We start from the raw sequence: 18,757 nt of genomic DNA, 5'->3' as shown, positions 1-18,757 counted from the left end.
AATCAGAAACTGTGGTCATAGCAAAATTTTTGATGTGAATACGTTCAATAATCTTTACTCTCATATAGCAGAAACTATTTCTAAATGGAAAAACTAAAGAATCCTTAAATGAAAATGCCTCAAATGACTTTGCCGAAACATTGCATTGTTGTTTCCATGAAGTTTAGAAGGATTAAAGCCTTTTGAAAAATATTTCAAACTATGTGTTCCAAGATTAGAAATTGAGAATCTGCCAAGCTGTCCCCTGCATGAATTCATTTAGAAAAAACCATTTTATCAGGTACTCTTATCGAAGATTTTGTTGTAATCTGGTAATCTTTTCTCCATAGTTGGGACACCAAGGCAATTTTATCATGATTTTTTAGACGGAAAAAACTTGTGTTTATCCATTAGTTAATAAAAATGCATTTTATACAAGAGTAAATCCTGAACTTTGTGTAAAGCGGAATCTAGGTTCGGTTCGTTGGGTTGGATGTGAGATTTTACTTAATAATTAGGATTTGGCCAATAATCAGTGATATTACGCAAACAACTTTTTGCTGTTTGAATTGTATATATCCTAAAAAGCATATTGTTGTTCATTTCACCAAGGGGGAAAACGCAATGAATCATGGAAGTTATCGAGACACATGGGTTGAAGTGGATTTGGGAGCGATCCAGCATAATGTAAAGTCCTTTAAAGAACATATTCATAATGAATGTAAGCTGATGGCTGTCGTGAAAGCGGACGGATATGGACACGGTGCCATCGAAGTGGCAAAAGCTGCAATTGGAGCCGGTGCTGACTATTTAGCGGTTGCCATCCTTGATGAAGCAATTTCCCTAAGGGAGGCAAATATTAAGGCTCCAATTTTAATTTTGGGTTATACCTCCCCAAATGCCGTAAAAACTGCAATACAACATGATATTACACTAACTGTTTTTACGCAGGATGTGTTAGATCAAGTGATACAGACTGCAGAGGAACTGAAAAAAAACACCCATATTCATATCAAAATTGACAGCGGGATGAACCGGATCGGTATTAAAAATAAAGAAGAAGCTCTGAAACTGATTCATTCCAATACTTCTTCTTTTGTAACGGTGGAAGGGATATTCACTCATTTTGCACAAGCGGATGATCCAGATTCATCCTTTACAGAAAAACAATTTTCCCATTTTCAAGCAATTGTTGATTACTTGGAACAACATGATGTACATATCCCAATAAAACATTGCTGCAATAGTGCCGCAACGATCGCATATCCGGAAAAGCATTTGGATATGGTCAGGGTTGGTGTCAGTCTGTATGGGCTTTATCCAAGTGAACATTTGCGAGACAAAATTTCCTTGAGACAAGCGATGAGTTTTAAAACAAAGCCGGTTCTGGTCAAAATGGTGAATGCCGGTGAATCAATCAGCTACGGCTGTACATTTACAACTAACAGAGTATCAACGATTGCAACGATTCCTGTCGGCTATGCAGATGGGTTATCCAGATCCATATCCAATAAGGGCAATGTTACTGTAAAAGGAAAAAGGGCGCCTATTGTGGGCAGAATCTGCATGGACCAGTCGATGATTGATGTAACAGGTGTTGGAGCTGTGAATGAAGATGACATCGTCACTATTTTTGGAGATCCAGATCATGGCTATATTTCATTAGGCGAAGTAGCGGAACAAATGAATACGATCCACTATGAAACAGTCTGCCTCATTGGCAAAAGAGTGCCAAGAGTTTACGTGAACAACGAAAACAAAACCTAAATATCATTGTTTACGAACGGGGTCTCTGCCCCCAAAGTTCAAAAAGAGCGGCACATTCGAAAATATAGTCATGAATCACATTGTTAAAGGCATTTAAGAAATGTAGTGTTTGGCAATAAAAGGTTTGCATATTATATTAATTTTATATAAATAAACTTGTCAACTTATATTTTAGACGAATCCGGTTATTCTGCAAAAGAATTTTTATTTGAATATAAAGATCAGCAAGCTGTTGATTGATCAAAAACGTGAAGATTTTGTATCAGAAAAATAAAAGAGTATCCGGAAAAAGTGAGGAAGATCAGCGTCGTTTGACTATAGGAGAGGGAGGAAGAAGTTTTGTTAATGGGCATGATTTTTCTTAACAATGATCATTTATGTAAAATGCAAGGAACAAATTCATTTTTTTGAAAAGAGATTGAAGGAAACATTCAACCAGTATGATGAATCCAATCATGAGAGCTTCCTGATAAAAACCGACATGCTTGCAGCAAATAGTAAAACTACTCCCATACCGAACTGGGAGTAGTTCAAGCTACTTTCTGAATCTATCATTTCTGCCGCATCCGAGTGTTTTTAATTGCATAAATCGATACATAAGAATGGCATGTCTTCCTTTTTGGGTATGTGGATTCATTTTAGAACGGAGGCAATCCATAAATTCATAATCGCACTGGCAAGCAGGTTTACCACTTCTTAGACACAGGTCGTGCTTCATACAGCAAGCATCTACATCGTTCACGGGCGCACCTGGTCCGCTGCATCCCGGCCCGCACCATCTATATCCCGGGAAAATACAAAATCCTGGTGATCTTTTTCTTCTTGGATCCCTATGCAAAATGACACCCCCTAGAACTCCTTTTTTAATAAAATATGAAAAAATGTGGTTCGTGAAATTCCAAAAGCCTTGATAAATGCCAAATGGGTGCAACAACCTTTAAATCGGCATTAGCAAGCTCTGCAACACAACAAAGAAAGAGTAAGGGGGTTGATGGTGATGTTTCGTTGAATGCAAGCAATGGGTGGAAACTTTTTTGAAGATGTGGGGATAAAAGGGGTTCTGTTAAAAGAGGCAAAATTCAAATGGACAGCGATTTCGGCAATCGAATGGGGCAAGTATGAAGAAATCAATAAAAAGCAGTAAATCGAGTAGGAGGGAGCGATTAACTCCCGTCCTCTCACACCACCGTACGTACGGTTCCGTATACGGCGGTTCAATTAAGATAATTGACGCAAGTCTTTATAACTTCCGTGAATAGCTGTTCTCTTTATGCCAGTGGTCACTCCACCCTCCAAGAGGTCTCCCACGGGATTCACCGCTTCCTCCCTCAAGTGAGGTACTACGTTTTCTGTGTTCATCATGACTCACTGAATACCAAGGGCTATTCTCTCTTAATTGTTCGGTCCTTCTTAGTTGTTCTAGACCAACTAATACTATGACCTCTGCTGACTTCTGACGGTTCAGCTACTTATCACTAAGTAGGTTATGAAGAGTACTTCACATATCCGCCAGACCTCCCCGGGTAAGTACATGCACTTTCACACCATCTATCCGCCTCATTTACTCGATATGACCTTCGACAGAAAGAGCTTTGTTTTGTTATGCAAACTCACTCAATCATACCTAGCCTTATATGAGGTTCGTGTTCCTCGGACCGGTGTTTTGCCTCCAGCTTCCTTCAGATTCCGCGTCACCACGGACACCCTTGCTCTTGGCTAACCTCTACTTCTGTCTTCGGGGTTCGGGACTTACACCCTATAGTTCATGTACATGCCGGGCGCACATAAAAGATCCCCTCAAGTCAACTTGAGGGGATTGGCTTCTTATTTTTGAAGCAAGCGAATGAATTCGCGCATGAAACCAGGGAGGTCTGGCCAAGCATGTGCAGAAACAAGGTTTTGGTCGACATGTACGTTGCTGTCGGATACATACGTTGCTCCTAATGCTTCCACACCTGGTCTGCAAGCGATGTAAGCAGTCAAGCTGCGTCCTTTTAATAAATCTGGCATTGTTTCAAAAATGAGAGACGCATGGCAGATTGCAGCGATTGGTTTATTCGCTTCAAAGAAATGTCTAACAATGCGTTGAAGGTCTGCATCAAGACGGATATACTCCGGTGCTCGTCCTCCTGGAATGACGATTCCGTCGTATTGCGTTGGATCGATGTCAGCAAATGCTGCATGCGCTTCAAGAAGGTAGGCTTGTTTTTCTTCAAATGTATCCCAGCCGGTAAAATCATGCGCAACCGTATGTAATTTCTTTTTCTTCGGCGCGGCAATCGTGACATCATATCCTTCTTCTAATAAGCGATAGTATGGATAATATACCTCAAGAGCTTCTACCGCATCTCCTGTTACAATCAATAGTTTTTTGCTCATGATCTTGCCTCCTTACCTGTTAGACTCAGATTTTATAATACTGAAAGACGGAAAAAATTAAAAGAAATATGCTCGGATTATAGGGGTTTCTTATTTTTAGTAAAAAATACGGGAAGAGCAACATGATGGTTTTATGGTGAGCGTCAATTCGCTATGCTGTCGTCGTCAGAAAGCGAACCTCTCAATTTTCACTCCTTCAATTCTCAACTTTTGGAAGAACAATGAAAAGCGCTCAAATACGCTATTCTCTGCCTGAACTTATTCCACAAACGAAAAACGGAGCTTTTCTTATTTTGCGAAACTGTGGATGTCAATGCGTGAGTCATTCTTTAAATTCTGTTGCTCCTTTCTTCTTGCGGCTATTCTAATATGGACAAGAAATCTTTTGGAAAGGAGCTGCATTTTAGAGGAAATTTGTTTTTATTGTGAAAACCATTGAACCCAAGTCAACTCTCTCTCCGCTTTTAAATTCAGCATCTATATCTTATTGCTTTGTCCTGATTTAAGATAGGACATTCACCTATATTTTCACTCTGAATACAATGTGGTGGAATGCGGAGGTGGAGATATAATGGGATTATTCAAAGACGAAAAAAACAATAGGATTCATTTGCAGTCATGGAAAAGGGATGCGTTGGAGAAATTTGAAGCAAAGATATTGGATAAAGAAAAGCCATTCCCGTGTATCCCTGCGACGCAAGGATATTCCCTCAATCATTTGCGCTACGGGTTTGTAGGAGACCCTCGAAAAAGTTCTTCTATTCAAGAAACGGCTTCATTACTCACAGAATTCACCCGAGCTTCTAGGGAGCTTGGAAAATATACCTCTCTTATTATATTTTTCGAAACGCCTATGGAATGGATTCGTTCTTATAGTGTGGAACAATTTGAACAGCTATTTTGGAACTTGTTGAACGGTTTAAGTGATATGGACCCGTTTGATTGGCCTAGCCATATCCCAAAAGATCCTCATGATTCGTTATGGGAATTCTGTTTTCACAATGAACCGTATTTTATGTACTGTGCCACCCCATCACATATTAGAAGAAAAAGCCGGTATTTTCCTTATTTTATGTTAGCCGTCACACCGAGATGGGTGTTGAAAGAATTCAATGCTTCCCCAACATTGGCCAATAAAATAAGGTCCAAGATTCGTAAAAGACTGGAAAATTATGACTCCATTCCGGCACATCCAAACCTAAACCAATATGGATATGAAGACAATTATGAATGGAAACAATATTTCTTGCACGACGATGACACCTCTTTATCAAAATGCCCCTTTCATTCCATAAAGGGGCCTGACCCCAATGATGCTTTAAAGCATTAAATTTTGACGAGTTGAAGTTTGGCGAATGGAAAGGGTTGGATATGCGGGCATCCGAGCCTGAATGTTTGTGACGGGGGAGCATTCGTGCTATGATTTTGGGTAAACGACAGACAAGGAGGAATGGATGGCATGGTGACGAAAGTAGTGTTGAACGGTGTTGCTATTCAAGCAGAGGAGTTTGAAGAGGAAGTGATCCGTCAAAACGGCGTTCCTTTACATAAAATTCGTTTTGCTTTTAAGGTGAGAAGCGATGAATATCATGACATTGCGACGTTGCTGTATGAGAAAACGTTTGATGTTTCGGTTCCTGAAAAAGATTTGAATTTTAGGGGGACGATTCAAAATTATTCCACCTCAGTGACGAATTTGTATAAAGAAAATGAAGTTGCCGATTATCGATTAGAATTGATCGAGACCAATTAAAAAGGGTTTTGCACCTGCAAGACGTTGTTGGTAGGAACAGAGGGAGGCCGTATGTCGATTCAGGTAGAGCATTTGTACAAGCAATTTCGCGTCCATGTTCGGCAGCCGGGTTGGAAGGATGCGATACGCAGTTTGTTTAAACGGGAATATCGTACAGTGGAGGCGGTACAGGATATTTCCTTTACCATTCCTTCCGGAGAAATTGTCGGATTTTTAGGGCCGAATGGAGCGGGAAAAACAACGACGATTAAAATGCTGGCCGGGTTGCTTTATCCAACCGCCGGGCACGTTCAAGTGGCGGGATATGTTCCGTTTGAGCAGAAGCCGGAATTTAAGAAGATCATTAGTTTAGTGATGGGTCAGAAAAGTCAGCTCATATGGGATATTCCGCCGATGGAGACATTTCTTGTCAATAAAGCGATCTATGAAATAGAAGACCGTGTGTTTCGACAAACGTTGGATGAACTTGTCGAGCTGTTGGAGTTGGAGCCTTTGTTAACGAAGCCGACTAGGAGTTTATCGCTCGGACAACGGATGAAATGCGAATTGGCCGCAGCGCTTTTGCATCGGCCGCAGGTTTTATTTCTCGACGAACCGACCATCGGTTTAGATGTCCATACGCAGGAAAAGGTTCGCCGCTTTATCGGCGAATATAATCGCGAGCACCGCACGACCGTATTGCTGACATCGCATTATATGGGCGATGTGACCGCGCTATGCGACCGAGTGCTGATTATCAATCATGGAAAGCTGTTGTATGATGGCGAACTGGATCGGTTGACGGAAAAATTGACGCCGTATAAATTGCTGGAAGTTCGTCTTGCGTCGATTCCGGATATTTCATGGGAGGCGTACGGCGAATTGGTCGATGCCAAAGAGGGAAAAGTCACGCTTCGTGTAGCGAGGGAGCGCATTCCGGAGGTGTCCTCGCAATTTTTGCAGCGGTTTGACGTCCGCGATTTGAACATAGAAGACCCGCCGATGGAAGAAGTGATAACGCTCGCTTTTCAGGAGGGGTCTCATGTTTCGTAAATACGTCGTTCTTCTTCGGATGAAATATGTGGAGATGTTTGCTTATCGGCTGGCAACAATTGTCTGGATGACGGGAGCCATGGTTCAGCCGTTGATTACGATGATGGTATGGATGAATATCGATCCTTATCAGGAGAATGCGTTTATTTTTTACTTTGCGGCACTCATTTTCGTTGAGCGGATGACAAGCGCTTGGGATGTTTGGGAGATGGAGAGGGAAATTCGGGAGGGAACCTATTCTTATCAAATTGTCCGTCCGTTTCATCCCATTCATTGGGCAATTGCTGAGAATATTGTGTACAAAGCGTTATTTTTCGTGATTTTAGTTCCGGTATGGAGTATCCTGGCGATCTTTGTTCCGGCGCTGCGGCTGGGGCAAATAAACGGGACGCAATGGCTGCTCTTTTTTTGTGCGCTGTTATTGGGCGCGGTCATTCGATTTTTATTTAGTTATATGTTCGGTCTCTTAGGTTTTTGGATCACTAAAGTGACGGCCGTGTATGGCATGTTCGAAGCGGTGTCTCTCTTTTTATCGGGACGCATTGCACCGCTGTCTCTGCTGCCGCCGTCTGTAAAAACGCTCAGCTTGTATTTGCCGTTTCGATATATGGTCGGGTTTCCGATCGAAATATTGAATGGGGATATCCGAGGGCTGGATATCGTGTTCGGATTCGGATGGGCGGTTGCGTGGAGCCTGATTTTTATGCTCGCAGTAATGTTGCTTTGGAAGGCCGGACTCAGGAAAAACCAAGCGGTGGGGGGATAATGTGCGACGGTATTGGCGCGTTTTTCGAGAATTTTTTCGAACTTGCTTAGTAGAAGAACTTGAATATCGAAGCGAATTTATGGGAAATTTCCTGTCCAGTTTGTTTGGCATCGGGATGGCCATTTTGACGATCAAGGTGTTTTTTTACCAAACAGACCATCTCGGCGGTTGGGGATACGCAGATGTGTTGCTGCTTCTTGGTATCTTCAATGTGCTTCAAGGATTGATCGATTTTGCCTTGCGCCCGAACATGTTCCGGCTGCTGCAGCATATTCGCACAGGCACGTTTGATCATATATTGACAAAGCCGGTGGACAGCATGTTTTATGTCAGCTTCCGCCATTTAGTATTTTGGCGCTTGATCGATGTATTGCTCGGCATCGGTTTGATGATCTATGCGTTGATAGAGAAACATTATATGCCGTCCGTGTTGGATGCAGCGATGTTTATCGTTAGTATCGGGGCTGCTCTCGTCTTGATTTACGCGCTGTGGATGATGTTGATGACCACCTCTTTTTGGGTCATTCGCATTGATGATTTATCTTTTGTTTTTAATTCATTTTTTGAAACAACGAGGTTTCCCATCAGCATGTATCGCAGCTGGCTCCGCATCGTGCTGACATACGTTTTGCCTGCCGCTTTTATTACCAGTACGCCGGCATTGTCTTTATTGGGAAAATGGGACGGGATGACCACCATTGTATCCCTTATCCTTGCCGGATTGTTCTTATGGCTGTCTCGCCGGTTTTGGCGATATGCACTCCGGTCGTACACCAGTGCATAAAAGGGGCCTGACCCCTTTTGTGTTTTAAAGGGATAAAGTTTGCTTACGCCTATTGTCAAGAAGAAATAAATGATTTATGAAATCGCTAAGTTTAGAAGCTCGCTGGATGCGGTGTTCCAACAGAAAAGAGTGCATGAAAAAAGAGGTAAAAGAAAAAGGCACGTTTTCCAATTGTGAAAACATGCCTTTTTTGGAGAGAAATGTTATGAAAAATGGCTGTGATGGCGCGGTTAGACCTTTTTTTAATTCGGAAAGTTATGTTCTGCTTGTTCGGCGATGTTTCCACATCATGTATTGATAACGAATAAAGCAGCCGATGCAAAATCCCATTAGTGCAATACCTGCTGCCAAAACCACCATGATATTGAACACATAACCGGCAGCATCCCAATGCAAATAATAGAATAAAAGCGATAAACCTAAGCATATCGTTGCAATCCATTGGTTAAAAATTTGCTGATCTTTATCTTCCTGAGGATATTGATTGAGAGGCTTCGATAAAAACCGTTTACAGAATACAATAATGGGATTTTGTTTTGTTGCGAGCGTATAGACTCCGATTAAAAATGGCAACAACAGCCACATATGAAAGAAAATCCCCAAAAGACCCGTCACGACAATAAACGTCTGATTGATTTGGACAAGCGGTTTCGGAATGCTCACCGCAATTCCCCCTTTCATTATAATTTATATTATACATAGTTTATTAGTCGGAATAAAGCCTCAGCCCTTACAGAAGGGGGAGGTCTGAATCCCCCGAAATGTATGAGACTGCAAAAAAGACCGTTAAGGGAAAAAAGAAAACCCGAAAGCAATCGAATAAAACAATGGCTGATTTTGTGTACGTTAAAAAATTTTTTCATTTTTTATGTAAGAGCATGAGCAATTTTTGTAGTCCGGCGAAGAGTGAGGAATGGTAAAGACTCTGTTAAACGGATTAAAATGATCATATTAAAGCTAACTTATAATATGCAGCAAGCTTTTGATTGCTTTGTAGCCAAAATTAATGCCAAAGCCTATTAAAACCACTCCCGCAATGACCGATAGCCATTTTATGAAGCGTTGATTCGTAAATTTTCGCCCGAAATGGACGGATGCGGCAACGGTTATATCCCAAAGTGCAATTCCGATAAAAATAGCGCTGCTGTAAAGGAAAGACTGGCCTTGACTTACGGTATTAAGAGTAGTTGTCAGAACAGAACCATAAATGCCTATCCAAAAAATAATATTGAGCGGATTCGAAATAGCGATTAAAAATCCCGATAAAAAAGACTTCGATATGCTTTCTTTTTGTATTTCGTCGGAAATATGGACTTCTTTAAAAGCATCTCTTATGCTTTCGTATCCCAAGTATACCAGTATGATGAATCCGAAAATCCACATGATCAACTGAGCCATCGGTGTAGTCAAATAAGTAGATACACCAAAATAGATGAGAAACATTAATACGATGTCTGCTGACATTCCGCCTAGACCAACCGCCCAAGAATGCCAAAATCCGTTTCTAATCCCCCTCTTAATCATTTCTATACTGATGGGACCAACGGGGATAGAAAGCGAAAGACCTAGAACGATGTAGCTGAAAATATTCACAATAAAAACACTCTCCCTGTCATTAAACGTCTTGCTGCACTTTTTTGGCAGTGTGTATAAATGGAGTCCATTTCCATTTATTTTACCATAATTTTTTTATTATTCTTAAATTTATTTGCACGTCAAATGCCCACGAGGTTTCGTCTTTTATTTTAAGGCTGATAGCTTCAGTAAAAATTTACTCATGAATAAGAATCTTTTATCGATCTGTTCTTTAATTAAAAAATAATTGTCAATCTCATTCCATAACGGTAGATTAATAGAAACTCATGAGGCCATCTTCGAAATAGACAGAATCAATAGGAAAAAGAGGAGATACTCCCAATCTCCTTAGATTTAATTTGGTATTTGGAAAAAGGATAGAAAAGAACGTAATAAATAATCGTAATATTTCGATTATAAAAACGGATGAGGAGTGATTAATTGTGAGTTCGAGAACCGATTATTGGAATAGCAGGTATCAAAGGGGACGGATTTGGGGCGATGATCCGTGTCCTTCGGCTTTGTTAGCCAACGATTATTTTAAACGTTATCATGTCCGAAATGTGCTTGTACCAGGATGCGGTTATGGGCGCAACAGTTTTTATTTTGCTCTTCAAGGTTTTGATGTCACCGCATTCGATATTTCAGATATGGCCATCAATCAAGCCGTTGAATATGCAAATAGTCAATCGGTAAAAAATATTCATTACGAAGTTGGAGATATTTTCGACCAAAGATTTTTTCAAGAAAAGAAATTTGATGGTATTTATCTTTCTAATGTCATACATCTTTTTCTTAAAACAGAGAGACAAAATCTCATGGATAGAATCTCATCTCTTTTAAAACCAAAGGGAGTATTCACTTTTTCCTGTATCTCCATATATGATTCCAATAATTACGGCATTGGCAATGAAATAGAACCTAATACATTTATAAAACATGAAGGAAAACCGCTGCATTTTTTTGATGAACAGGAAATAAAAACATTATTACAGCCACATTATCGAATTTTGGATCAACGTCTCCATGTTCAAACTGAGTCCGATCCAAATGGAGACAGTGAAGATTTGCAACTCTGGTTTGTAGCTGCAGAAAAGCTGTGGTGAATTCCCTGTTCATTTAAAAAGAAAACAGATGGTAAGTATGATGATTTAATGATGGGTTTATACGTTTTCGGATCCGAAAGAAGTCGAGCAGCGCAAATCACATTCGATGTAGCTGAATAAATCAATTATATATAACTCTGGGTTCCTGGATGGGATCTATTTTCTGACTTGGATTTATTCCAAGTGTTTTTAAATATATTTAAATTTCAATTAGAACATTGTGAGAGCATAAGAATGCCACCAATAATTATTACCAAAGTAATAACTTTTGTAAGACAACCGCCTTTTGCTATTGCTCCTAAATGACCAACCATAGAACGGTTAACAGAGTCTGAGAAATTGCCCATTGGATTTTTCTTATGTTCTTCTATTTGTTTTCTGTCTTGGTCATCTTGGTTCACAAAGCCACCCCTATGCTTCTGACGTACGTAAATATATTTCACACTTATTAGTTCAAATAACTTTTTAACATAAAATTACAATATTCCTTTGAATATAGGAACTCATCTTAAAAGAAAAATGTCTAGATTTTATAGTTTTATAAATTTTTATTCTACATCCTTAACCTGGATTAAGTAAAAATCCAGGTTTTATAACGGAATATTACTTTAATTGTTCTTTCTCATCTTGAATGTTTGGCAATCAAAGTCTCCCAATCTTCAAATGACAATGTTTCGGTCAAATGTTTTAAATCATCTGGGACCTCTACGTAACACATTAATTCTAAGCTATTGCCATCGAGGTCATTGAAGTAAACCGAAGCATTCCCTTGATTGGGTCTTATAAAAGGCTCGTTAGTTGTTCGGCCGCCGTGAGGTACCGCTTCAATTTGCAGTGATTCGAGCCATTTTAAAGAATTCTTTAAATCCTCATAAGATACTCGGAAAGCAATATGCCTTAGTGATGGATGGTATGGAGTCCGGTATTCCTTTCCTTCCCACAGACCTAACCAGCTTTTTCCTTCTTCTATCCAAAAGAAAGCAATCTTTTCATAGCGCAAAGCTAATTTCAATCCTAATTTTTGATAAAATTCGATTGAAATGTTTAAATTTTTTACAGGCAAATGCGCCTCATATAACCCTTTTATCATTTCTCCCACGCCTTTGTCATTGAATATACTCCCCATATCATTTTAACTAATAAGTATTCCGCCCCTCAAGAAAATATTTACTTTATTGTATTATACAGGTAATCTGATTAATAAGATGATTGAGAAAATAAATATGAAGGGAGAACAATGAGAAATAAAAAATGGGTTTTCATTATTGGAATGTTGATTCTTATCGGAGGCGGCATTCTTACATACAAATTTTACTTTCAAAAAGCATTGACAGAAAAAGCAATCATGGACCACATAGAGGAAAAAGGATATACCGACAAGATTGAAAATAAAAAAATGGTTTACGACAGCAAACAAGGGGTTTATTACATGGTTGTTTACTACAAAGATGAAAAAGGAATCCGCTACGAATATTTTTGCAATGGCGGCTTGATTCCCGATAAAGTATTCGTATCAGCATACGATCAAACCAATGCAGAAATAACGAAAAGGAAAGAGAAAGGAAAATATTTAGAGGAATGACTCTTGTTGTATCAGGCAAATTCTTCACGCTCTTAAAAAGATGGTTGCTATTTAGTAATCCACTGCATTCATGCACAGCCTCCCTCGAACAAGTAGGAGTTCCAATTCAAATGCCGTGATTTTTACTGTTTTCAGAACGGATGGTTGGAGACCTCGCTCATTTCATTTTTTAAATTTGGCAATCCAAACCTTTTTAGTGGGTTTTTCCAGCAGAGGTTTGTTATACTGTTTTTAATAAATGAAAAGGAGATGAGGGACTGATGGTGGAAAAGGTTCAATTAGGAAAAACGGATTTATATGTCAATCCGATAGGGTTAGGAACGAATGCGGTTGGTGGCCACAATCTTTATCCGAATTTGAGCGAAGAAACAGGGAAACAAGTCGTTCGCACTGCTTTGGAAAACGGCGTCAACTTTTTGGATACTGCATTTATCTACGGTCCTAAACGTTCTGAAGAATTAATCGGGGAAGTGTTGAAAGAGTTCCGCCGGGAAGATACAGTGATTGCAACGAAAGGCGCACATAAATTTGTAGGCGATAAGATTGAGATTGACAACTCTCCTGCTTTTCTTCGTCAAGCGGTGGAGGACAGCTTAAGACGGCTGCAAACGGATTACATCGATTTGTTTTACATCCATTATCCCGATGAATCCACGCCAAAGTATGAAGCGGTCGGTGAATTAAAGAAACTGAAAGATGAAGGAAAAATTCGAGCCATCGGCGTATCCAATTTTTCGATTGAACAATTAAAAGAAGCGAATCAAGACGGTTATGTGGACGTGTTGCAGTCAGAATATAATTTGTTTAAGCGGCAAGCGGAGAAAGATTTATTGCCTTATACTGCGGAGCAAGGTATTTCATTTGTGCCGTATTTCCCTCTCGCTTCAGGGCTTTTAGCCGGAAAATATACGAAAGAGACGAAATTCGATGATCTGCGCGCCAAAAATCCGTTGTTCCAAGGAGAAGAATTTGTCCGGAATCTGGAAAAAGTTGAGAAGCTGCGACCCATCGCTGAAGCGAAAAATACGGAAATTGCCTATGTGGTGCTAGCTTGGTATTTAACGAGAGATTCCATCGATGCACTCATTCCTGGTGCAAAGAAACCGGAACAAGTCGTGAACAACTTAAAGACACTAGATGTACAGCTGACGAAAGAAGAAATTGAAAGCATTGATCGTATTTTTCAATCATAGCCATAATGGAAACAAAGCCGTGTTAAAGATTGTCAGCACGGCTTTGCTTGCACACAGAAACGGCTGATATATAGGAATGAGTATGTATTAAGAGAATCGATGATAAATAAAGGGGGTGCCATCTTGGAGAATCCTCCATTTATACAAACTCTTTTATGGTATTCTCAAAGTTGAATGTTTCAAGGATAGGATAATTCTTTTGAGATATGTTAATGCCGTATTCAGGAGTACTTTTTTGACCAGGCTTATCGTAATTCCTGTCTACAAACATTTCATTAGGCATTTCCCATGCTTTCGCAGGTATGAGAAAAATATCGGGCATTTTTCCTTCCTCAAAAATTAATAGAGTTACTCAGCTTTCGCAGTCCAAAATCTTGTTTAAATGCTTGATGTAAATGGTTTTGGGAAGTACAAAATTATCATTTGACATTTTTTAAAACATAAAGAAAGACACCTATTCTTTTGGTAAAATATTGGTGACGAAACCAAATCCAAAAGAAAGGTGTCACCACTATGATAACGAATAAAGACTACTTTGCGCAATTACCAAAAGAAATTAAACAAGGATTTTCCGAATTAAATATTGGATATCATTTAAGAAAAGCGAATATTACGAAACTTTCCGGGTATTCTTGTCTTACTGTTTTCAAACTGATTTTTCTTTTAGTCTTCCAATATAAGAACTGGTTTCGTGCTTTTATGAGTAAACGATCTCAGGATCTGCCCGGAAAGGATACAGTCTATCGCTTTTTAAATACACCAACCTATCATTGGAGAAAGTTTCTGCTTTCATTAAGCAGTGAAATGATCCGTCTGCTTCAACCATTAACTTCAAAAGATCGTGTCACAGCTTTTGTGATTGATGATTCTGTCTTTTCAAGAAACCGTAGTAAGTCGGTTGAACTGTTGGCTAAGGTTTTTGATCACTCTACCCATCAGTACTTGAAAGGGTTTCAAATGCTTACCCTTGGCTGGACCGATAGTTTTACTTTTATTCCCGTTGATTTTGCTCTTCTAAGTTCACCGAAAAAGGAAAATCGCCTGCAAGAAATCAATACCAATATTGATAAACGAACATCTGGCTATAAGCGTCGCCAGGAAGCTCTGAAATCAAAACCGGACGTGGCTTCAGCTTTACTTGATCATGCGCTTGAAAAAGGGATTATAGCTGACTATGTTCTCATGGATTCCTGGTTTACACAAGCGCCTTTAATTGAGAAGATTACGAACAAAGGGTTATTTGTCATTGGCTTGGTGAAGCAATTAAAGCAGCGATACGTTTACAATGGTGAACGTTTCACACTGAATCAACTTTACAAATTGGCAAAACCTCACATGGGTAAAAAAGACATTCGCGGATCCGTTTATGCTACTTTAGACAATGGAATTCCAGTAAAAATTCTATTTGTACGAAACCGTAATAAACGGAGCGAATGGCTTGCCATTCTCAGCACAGATACAACATTAGAAAATGAAGAGATCATTCGTATTTACGGCATGCGTTGGGACATTGAAGTCTTCTTCAAATGCAATAAATCCCTTTTAAATTTAGAGAAAGAATTCCAGGGACGTTCCTACGACATGTTAATTAGCCATACAACCATTGTTTTTACACGATATATTCTCATTGCTTGGCAAATGCGAAAAGAGGAGGATCCTAAGACGATTGGCAACCTTTTTTACATCCTTTGCGAAGATGTAAAAGACATAGATTTTATTACTGCCCTTCAATCACTTATTGACCTTTTCCAAACTTTGGCGGAAGCCGAGGTTTCTTTGAACATGGACATCTTTAAAAATCAAATGAATAAATGGTTGGCCACTATACCTAATTATATCAAGCAATGCTTAAATATTTCTGTGTGCGAAAGTTGAGTCTTTAACAATAAAATCTACACCATGGTCATCCACCTCGGTTGTGTAAACTTCTAATCCATATGATGCAAACTCCATTTTTGCAAAATACTCTGCATATCTCCCTAATTGTAAAGTACTAAGTTTGGTCCAATTGGTATTTGGCATATTTTTTCCTCCGTTGTAACTGTTTTTTCCTTTATGAGCAATTTCATCCCACTGTTATTTTCCTAAGACCAAATCATAGCATAGAATAGTAGTGGATGAGTCCTGAAGAAATTCGATTATAAGTGCTTGAATACACACAGCCTAATGCTCATTTTTTGAAACCATGTACGGAATTATCGAAGAATGGATTATACCGTTTGCATGATCGTTCTCTGTTCACTAAAAGAGAAAATAGATTACTTTACTAACCTAGATGAGATAATGTTTTTGGACGCATTAATAGAAGACTTTCAAGACAGATGGATTTGTTTTAGTAGAAGCGAGATACCTAGATTTCTTTCCTTTATTTAAAACGAAGAAAAATCAAAAATAAAGATGTCGATCCTATTGGGAAATTTCTTTCTATAAAAGAAGGTTATATTCGCATGACCATAGTCTTTCCTTATTTGAACAAAGAGGGACGCTTAGGAGGGAACATAACATGGAAATAGAAAAATTGAAAAAGGTCATTAAAGGGTTGTCAGAAGGGGAAGCGAAGTCACTACTATTTCATATTTTGCTTAGAGTCAATCTTTTAAAAGAAACAGAATATTCAGAAGAAGGGTTTGTTAATGATGTAAGAAAGATATATAGAACTATTTTTGATTTAACAAATGAACAGTCGGAAAGTAACCAAGAAGGAACTTTTAAGATGGTTCATATTCTTTTTGGTGATTCTCCTGCAGGTAGTTTAAAGGTAGTTTTAAAGGATTTGGGTGTACATAAAGAGGAAAATGTCATTTCTTTTGAGGATATATTTTCCGTTGGTCCAATCCGGCATTTGCACGAAGAGAGTGGGAAAAAAACAAGATTTGATTGGATAAAAAATCATTTCAACCATACATATGATGAATTTTTTGAATATAAACAAAAATCCCAAAGGACGATTCATCAAATAAAATCCATTCCGGAAGGCAAATCGATTGCGATATGGGTTGCGGAAAACTCCCACGAGCAGACAGGATTACGATATGTTCTTCATTTATTAAAAGGGAAAAATAATGAAGTCAAAGTGATTAACACTACAAAGACGTATGCTGAACATTTTAACCGACTTGACACCGAGTATGTTGTACTGCATACAGGGGAAATACCCCCTGAGAAACTCCAAGTGATTTATGGGCAAAGTAAGCAAAAAGCTCCATTGTCACAACTTGAAAGAGAGCGATTTGAACAAGAATGGCTCAGCCTTGCGGAAAACGGTGAATCATTAAGAATATGGCAGAAAGGAAGAATATTGAGCGTCCCAGAAGATTATTACGACCAATATATGATAAACAGTGCTAAAAAGCTGCATGGCAAACAAAAGACAAATGACTTTATGAAATCGGCGAGATTAATTGGTGAGGTTCTTGGTCATTTAGAACAGTATGTAGGGGATGAGTTCTTGGAATATCGGTTAAGGAGGCTAATAGAAAAAGGGGTTTTCGAGATGGAAGGCAGTCTAGAAGCTATGAGATGCTATAGTATTAAATTGAGATCGAAAAAATGAGATAGGGTTCACACTGTTATTTTATTTATTATTCTTACAGGTTGAATGAAATTGGCTGAGACTAATGAGGAAACCAATATTGATACGGAATAGAAGGGACTTAATAAAATGAAACAGGAGAAAAATACCTCCTGAATTTAAGTGGTATGGCCGTCTCCATATTGGATAGACAACCTTAATTTTTAAAGAACAATCTACAAGCTATTCTGGGAGTAGCAAAAGATAAACTTGGACTTTGGAAACGCGTACCAGAAATTCATTTCCCGCTGTCACTGGTGCTATCGCAACTTCAATGAATAGAAGAGGGGACCTCTATTGGAAGATTGTTAAAGAATAGACAAACCTTTTTAGTGGAAGACGATTATAATAGAAGTATATAAAATACTACTTTTATTTCATTCGTGGTCATTGTAAAGTGGACGGGATAAAACAAGAGAGCGGAATAAAAGACGGTGTCTGATTGGTTGGTGGTATGTTTTTCTCGCTTCGACACGTCTATGAACTTTCGCAGGAATCGAACAAGAGGAGTGAGAAGTGATGTCTTCTACTAAAAAATGGCTCATTCCAAAACAACATGGAGCGTGGGCGATGCTGACCATCCCCTTTTTTCTTGGAGCTTATGCGGGAGGGTTTACTTGGTTACATATTCCGTTATTTATCGGTTGGCTGGCTCTGTATTTAGCCACCTACCCGTTATTAACAGCTATAAAATTAAAACGTAAGGAATACTTGCCGTGGTTTTATCGTTATAGTGTTGTTGCCGTCCTGATGTTTGTCATCCCCATCTATTATCAAGTAAAACTTCTTTATTTCGGTATTGCCATGGTTCCGTTCTTTATTATCAATATTTATTATGCGCGAAAGAAAAAAGAACGCGATTTTGTGAATGATGTTGCGGCCATTACAAGTTTTTGTATCGGCGGTCTTGCCAGTTTTTATATGGGGAACGGCCAATTCACTATGACTTCGTTGGAATTGTTTATGTTTTGCTTTTTATTTTTTATCGGAAGCACTTTTTACGTAAAAACGATGATCCGTGAAAAAAATAATCCTGTCTATAAATGGCTTTCCTGGGGATATCATTTATTATTAATCATTGGATTAATCTATGCTCACTACCCGTTATTTGTACTTGCTTACATACCAAGTGTCATTCGAGCCTTTTATTTATATGGAAAGTCATTGCCTATAAAGAAAATAGGACTTTCAGAGTTTGCGAACGCCATTTACTTTTTTGCCGCTATGCTTCTACTGTTTCATGTTTAACGAAAAGTGGATTTCTTTGAAT

At 38.9% G+C, this 18,757-nt stretch carries 19 protein-coding genes; 13 read left to right on the top strand and 6 right to left on the bottom strand.

Annotated features, from left to right (window positions below; genetic code table 11):
- Window positions 1–603 precede the first annotated feature (603 nt).
- Together alr and NST81_RS15225 are read left to right on the top strand one after the other, a co-directional pair.
- Window positions 604–1,746 carry an alanine racemase gene (alr, locus tag NST81_RS15230; RefSeq protein ID WP_339193399.1) on the top strand — a complete coding sequence of 381 codons (1,143 nt, stop codon included), beginning with the start codon at window positions 604–606 and terminating at the stop codon, window positions 1,744–1,746.
- A 1,009-nt stretch (window positions 1,747–2,755) separates the two neighbouring features.
- Window positions 2,756–2,890 (top strand): hypothetical protein, encoded by a 135-nt coding sequence (locus tag NST81_RS15225; RefSeq protein ID WP_328203822.1) that lies wholly within the window; start codon window positions 2,756–2,758, stop codon window positions 2,888–2,890.
- A 680-nt stretch (window positions 2,891–3,570) separates the two neighbouring features.
- Here NST81_RS15225 and NST81_RS15220 read toward each other — a convergent pair.
- On the bottom strand, window positions 3,571–4,125 hold the full coding sequence (locus NST81_RS15220) for a DJ-1/PfpI family protein (protein WP_003354172.1): 555 nt from the start codon (window positions 4,123–4,125) through the stop codon (window positions 3,571–3,573).
- Window positions 4,126–4,696: 571 nt separating this feature from the next.
- Between NST81_RS15220 and NST81_RS15215 the strand changes: the two genes are divergently transcribed.
- The 5 genes from NST81_RS15215 (at window position 4,697) to NST81_RS15195 (ending at window position 8,460) form a co-directional block, all read left to right on the top strand.
- The gene (locus NST81_RS15215) at window positions 4,697–5,455 is read left to right on the top strand and encodes a YqcI/YcgG family protein (RefSeq protein WP_341030184.1); all 759 of its coding nucleotides are present in this window, start codon (window positions 4,697–4,699) and stop codon (window positions 5,453–5,455) included.
- Window positions 5,456–5,584: 129 nt separating this feature from the next.
- On the top strand, window positions 5,585–5,878 hold the full coding sequence (locus NST81_RS15210; protein ID WP_327804677.1) for a DUF3219 family protein: 294 nt from the start codon (window positions 5,585–5,587) through the stop codon (window positions 5,876–5,878).
- A 51-nt stretch (window positions 5,879–5,929) separates the two neighbouring features.
- Window positions 5,930–6,910 carry an ABC transporter ATP-binding protein gene (locus tag NST81_RS15205; protein WP_341030183.1) on the top strand — a complete coding sequence of 327 codons (981 nt, stop codon included), beginning with the start codon at window positions 5,930–5,932 and terminating at the stop codon, window positions 6,908–6,910.
- Window positions 6,900–7,676, top strand: a complete 777-nt coding sequence (locus NST81_RS15200; RefSeq protein ID WP_341030182.1) for an ABC transporter permease — start codon at window positions 6,900–6,902, stop codon at window positions 7,674–7,676. The genes NST81_RS15205 and NST81_RS15200 overlap by 11 nt, the downstream gene beginning before the upstream one ends.
- A 1-nt stretch (window position 7,677) precedes the next feature.
- Window positions 7,678–8,460, top strand: coding sequence for an ABC transporter permease (locus NST81_RS15195; protein WP_341030181.1), 783 nt, complete (start codon window positions 7,678–7,680; stop codon window positions 8,458–8,460).
- A 255-nt stretch (window positions 8,461–8,715) separates the two neighbouring features.
- Here NST81_RS15195 and NST81_RS15190 read toward each other — a convergent pair whose 3' ends face one another.
- Together NST81_RS15190 and NST81_RS15185 are read right to left on the bottom strand one after the other, a co-directional pair.
- Window positions 8,716–9,123, bottom strand: a complete 408-nt coding sequence (locus tag NST81_RS15190) for a DUF4395 domain-containing protein (protein WP_341030180.1) — start codon at window positions 9,121–9,123, stop codon at window positions 8,716–8,718.
- Window positions 9,124–9,417: 294 nt separating this feature from the next.
- Complete coding sequence (locus NST81_RS15185) at window positions 9,418–10,053, bottom strand: LysE family translocator (RefSeq protein WP_327804683.1); 636 nt, start codon at window positions 10,051–10,053, stop codon at window positions 9,418–9,420.
- 425 nt (window positions 10,054–10,478) lie between these two features.
- On the opposite strand from NST81_RS15185, the gene NST81_RS15180 reads away from it, so the two are divergent.
- Window positions 10,479–11,141, top strand: coding sequence for a class I SAM-dependent methyltransferase (locus tag NST81_RS15180; RefSeq protein ID WP_327804684.1), 663 nt, complete (start codon window positions 10,479–10,481; stop codon window positions 11,139–11,141).
- Between the two features lie 206 nt (window positions 11,142–11,347).
- On the opposite strand, the gene NST81_RS15175 is transcribed toward NST81_RS15180, so the two are convergent.
- A complete protein-coding gene (locus NST81_RS15175; protein WP_327797122.1) occupies window positions 11,348–11,542 on the bottom strand; it encodes a DUF6366 family protein in 195 nt (64 codons plus the stop codon).
- A 221-nt stretch (window positions 11,543–11,763) separates the two neighbouring features.
- Complete coding sequence (locus tag NST81_RS15170; RefSeq protein WP_341030179.1) at window positions 11,764–12,231, bottom strand: VOC family protein; 468 nt, start codon at window positions 12,229–12,231, stop codon at window positions 11,764–11,766.
- 147 nt (window positions 12,232–12,378) lie between these two features.
- Here NST81_RS15170 and NST81_RS15165 point away from each other — a divergent pair, with 147 nt between their 5' ends.
- Window positions 12,379–12,723 (top strand): DUF3139 domain-containing protein, encoded by a 345-nt coding sequence (locus NST81_RS15165; protein WP_048624079.1) that lies wholly within the window; start codon window positions 12,379–12,381, stop codon window positions 12,721–12,723.
- A 260-nt stretch (window positions 12,724–12,983) separates the two neighbouring features.
- Window positions 12,984–13,916, top strand: coding sequence for an aldo/keto reductase (locus NST81_RS15160; RefSeq protein WP_341030178.1), 933 nt, complete (start codon window positions 12,984–12,986; stop codon window positions 13,914–13,916).
- A 139-nt stretch (window positions 13,917–14,055) separates the two neighbouring features.
- On the opposite strand, the gene NST81_RS15155 is transcribed toward NST81_RS15160, so the two are convergent.
- Window positions 14,056–14,238: a hypothetical protein gene (locus NST81_RS15155; protein ID WP_341030177.1), complete on the bottom strand. Its 183-nt coding sequence runs from the start codon at window positions 14,236–14,238 to the stop codon at window positions 14,056–14,058.
- A gap of 191 nt (window positions 14,239–14,429) precedes the next feature.
- On the opposite strand from NST81_RS15155, the gene NST81_RS15150 reads away from it, so the two are divergent.
- The 3 genes from NST81_RS15150 to NST81_RS15140 all read left to right on the top strand — a co-directional run bounded on the left by NST81_RS15150 (window position 14,430) and on the right by NST81_RS15140 (window position 18,735).
- Window positions 14,430–15,791, top strand: coding sequence for an IS4 family transposase (locus NST81_RS15150; RefSeq protein ID WP_087960047.1), 1,362 nt, complete (start codon window positions 14,430–14,432; stop codon window positions 15,789–15,791).
- A gap of 628 nt (window positions 15,792–16,419) precedes the next feature.
- Window positions 16,420–17,469 (top strand): DUF1835 domain-containing protein, encoded by a 1,050-nt coding sequence (locus NST81_RS15145; RefSeq protein WP_328204036.1) that lies wholly within the window; start codon window positions 16,420–16,422, stop codon window positions 17,467–17,469.
- A 537-nt stretch (window positions 17,470–18,006) separates the two neighbouring features.
- The gene (locus NST81_RS15140) at window positions 18,007–18,735 is read left to right on the top strand and encodes a YwiC-like family protein (RefSeq protein WP_341030176.1); all 729 of its coding nucleotides are present in this window, start codon (window positions 18,007–18,009) and stop codon (window positions 18,733–18,735) included.
- The last annotated feature ends 22 nt before the right edge of the window (window positions 18,736–18,757 follow it).

The organism is Bacillus sp. FSL W8-0223 (assembly GCF_038006805.1).
GTDB lineage: Bacteria > Bacillota > Bacilli > Bacillales > DSM-4216 > Bacillus_O > Bacillus_O smithii.
Note: the sequence above shows the minus strand (reverse complement) of the source record. Positions and strands in the feature narration are given on the sequence as shown.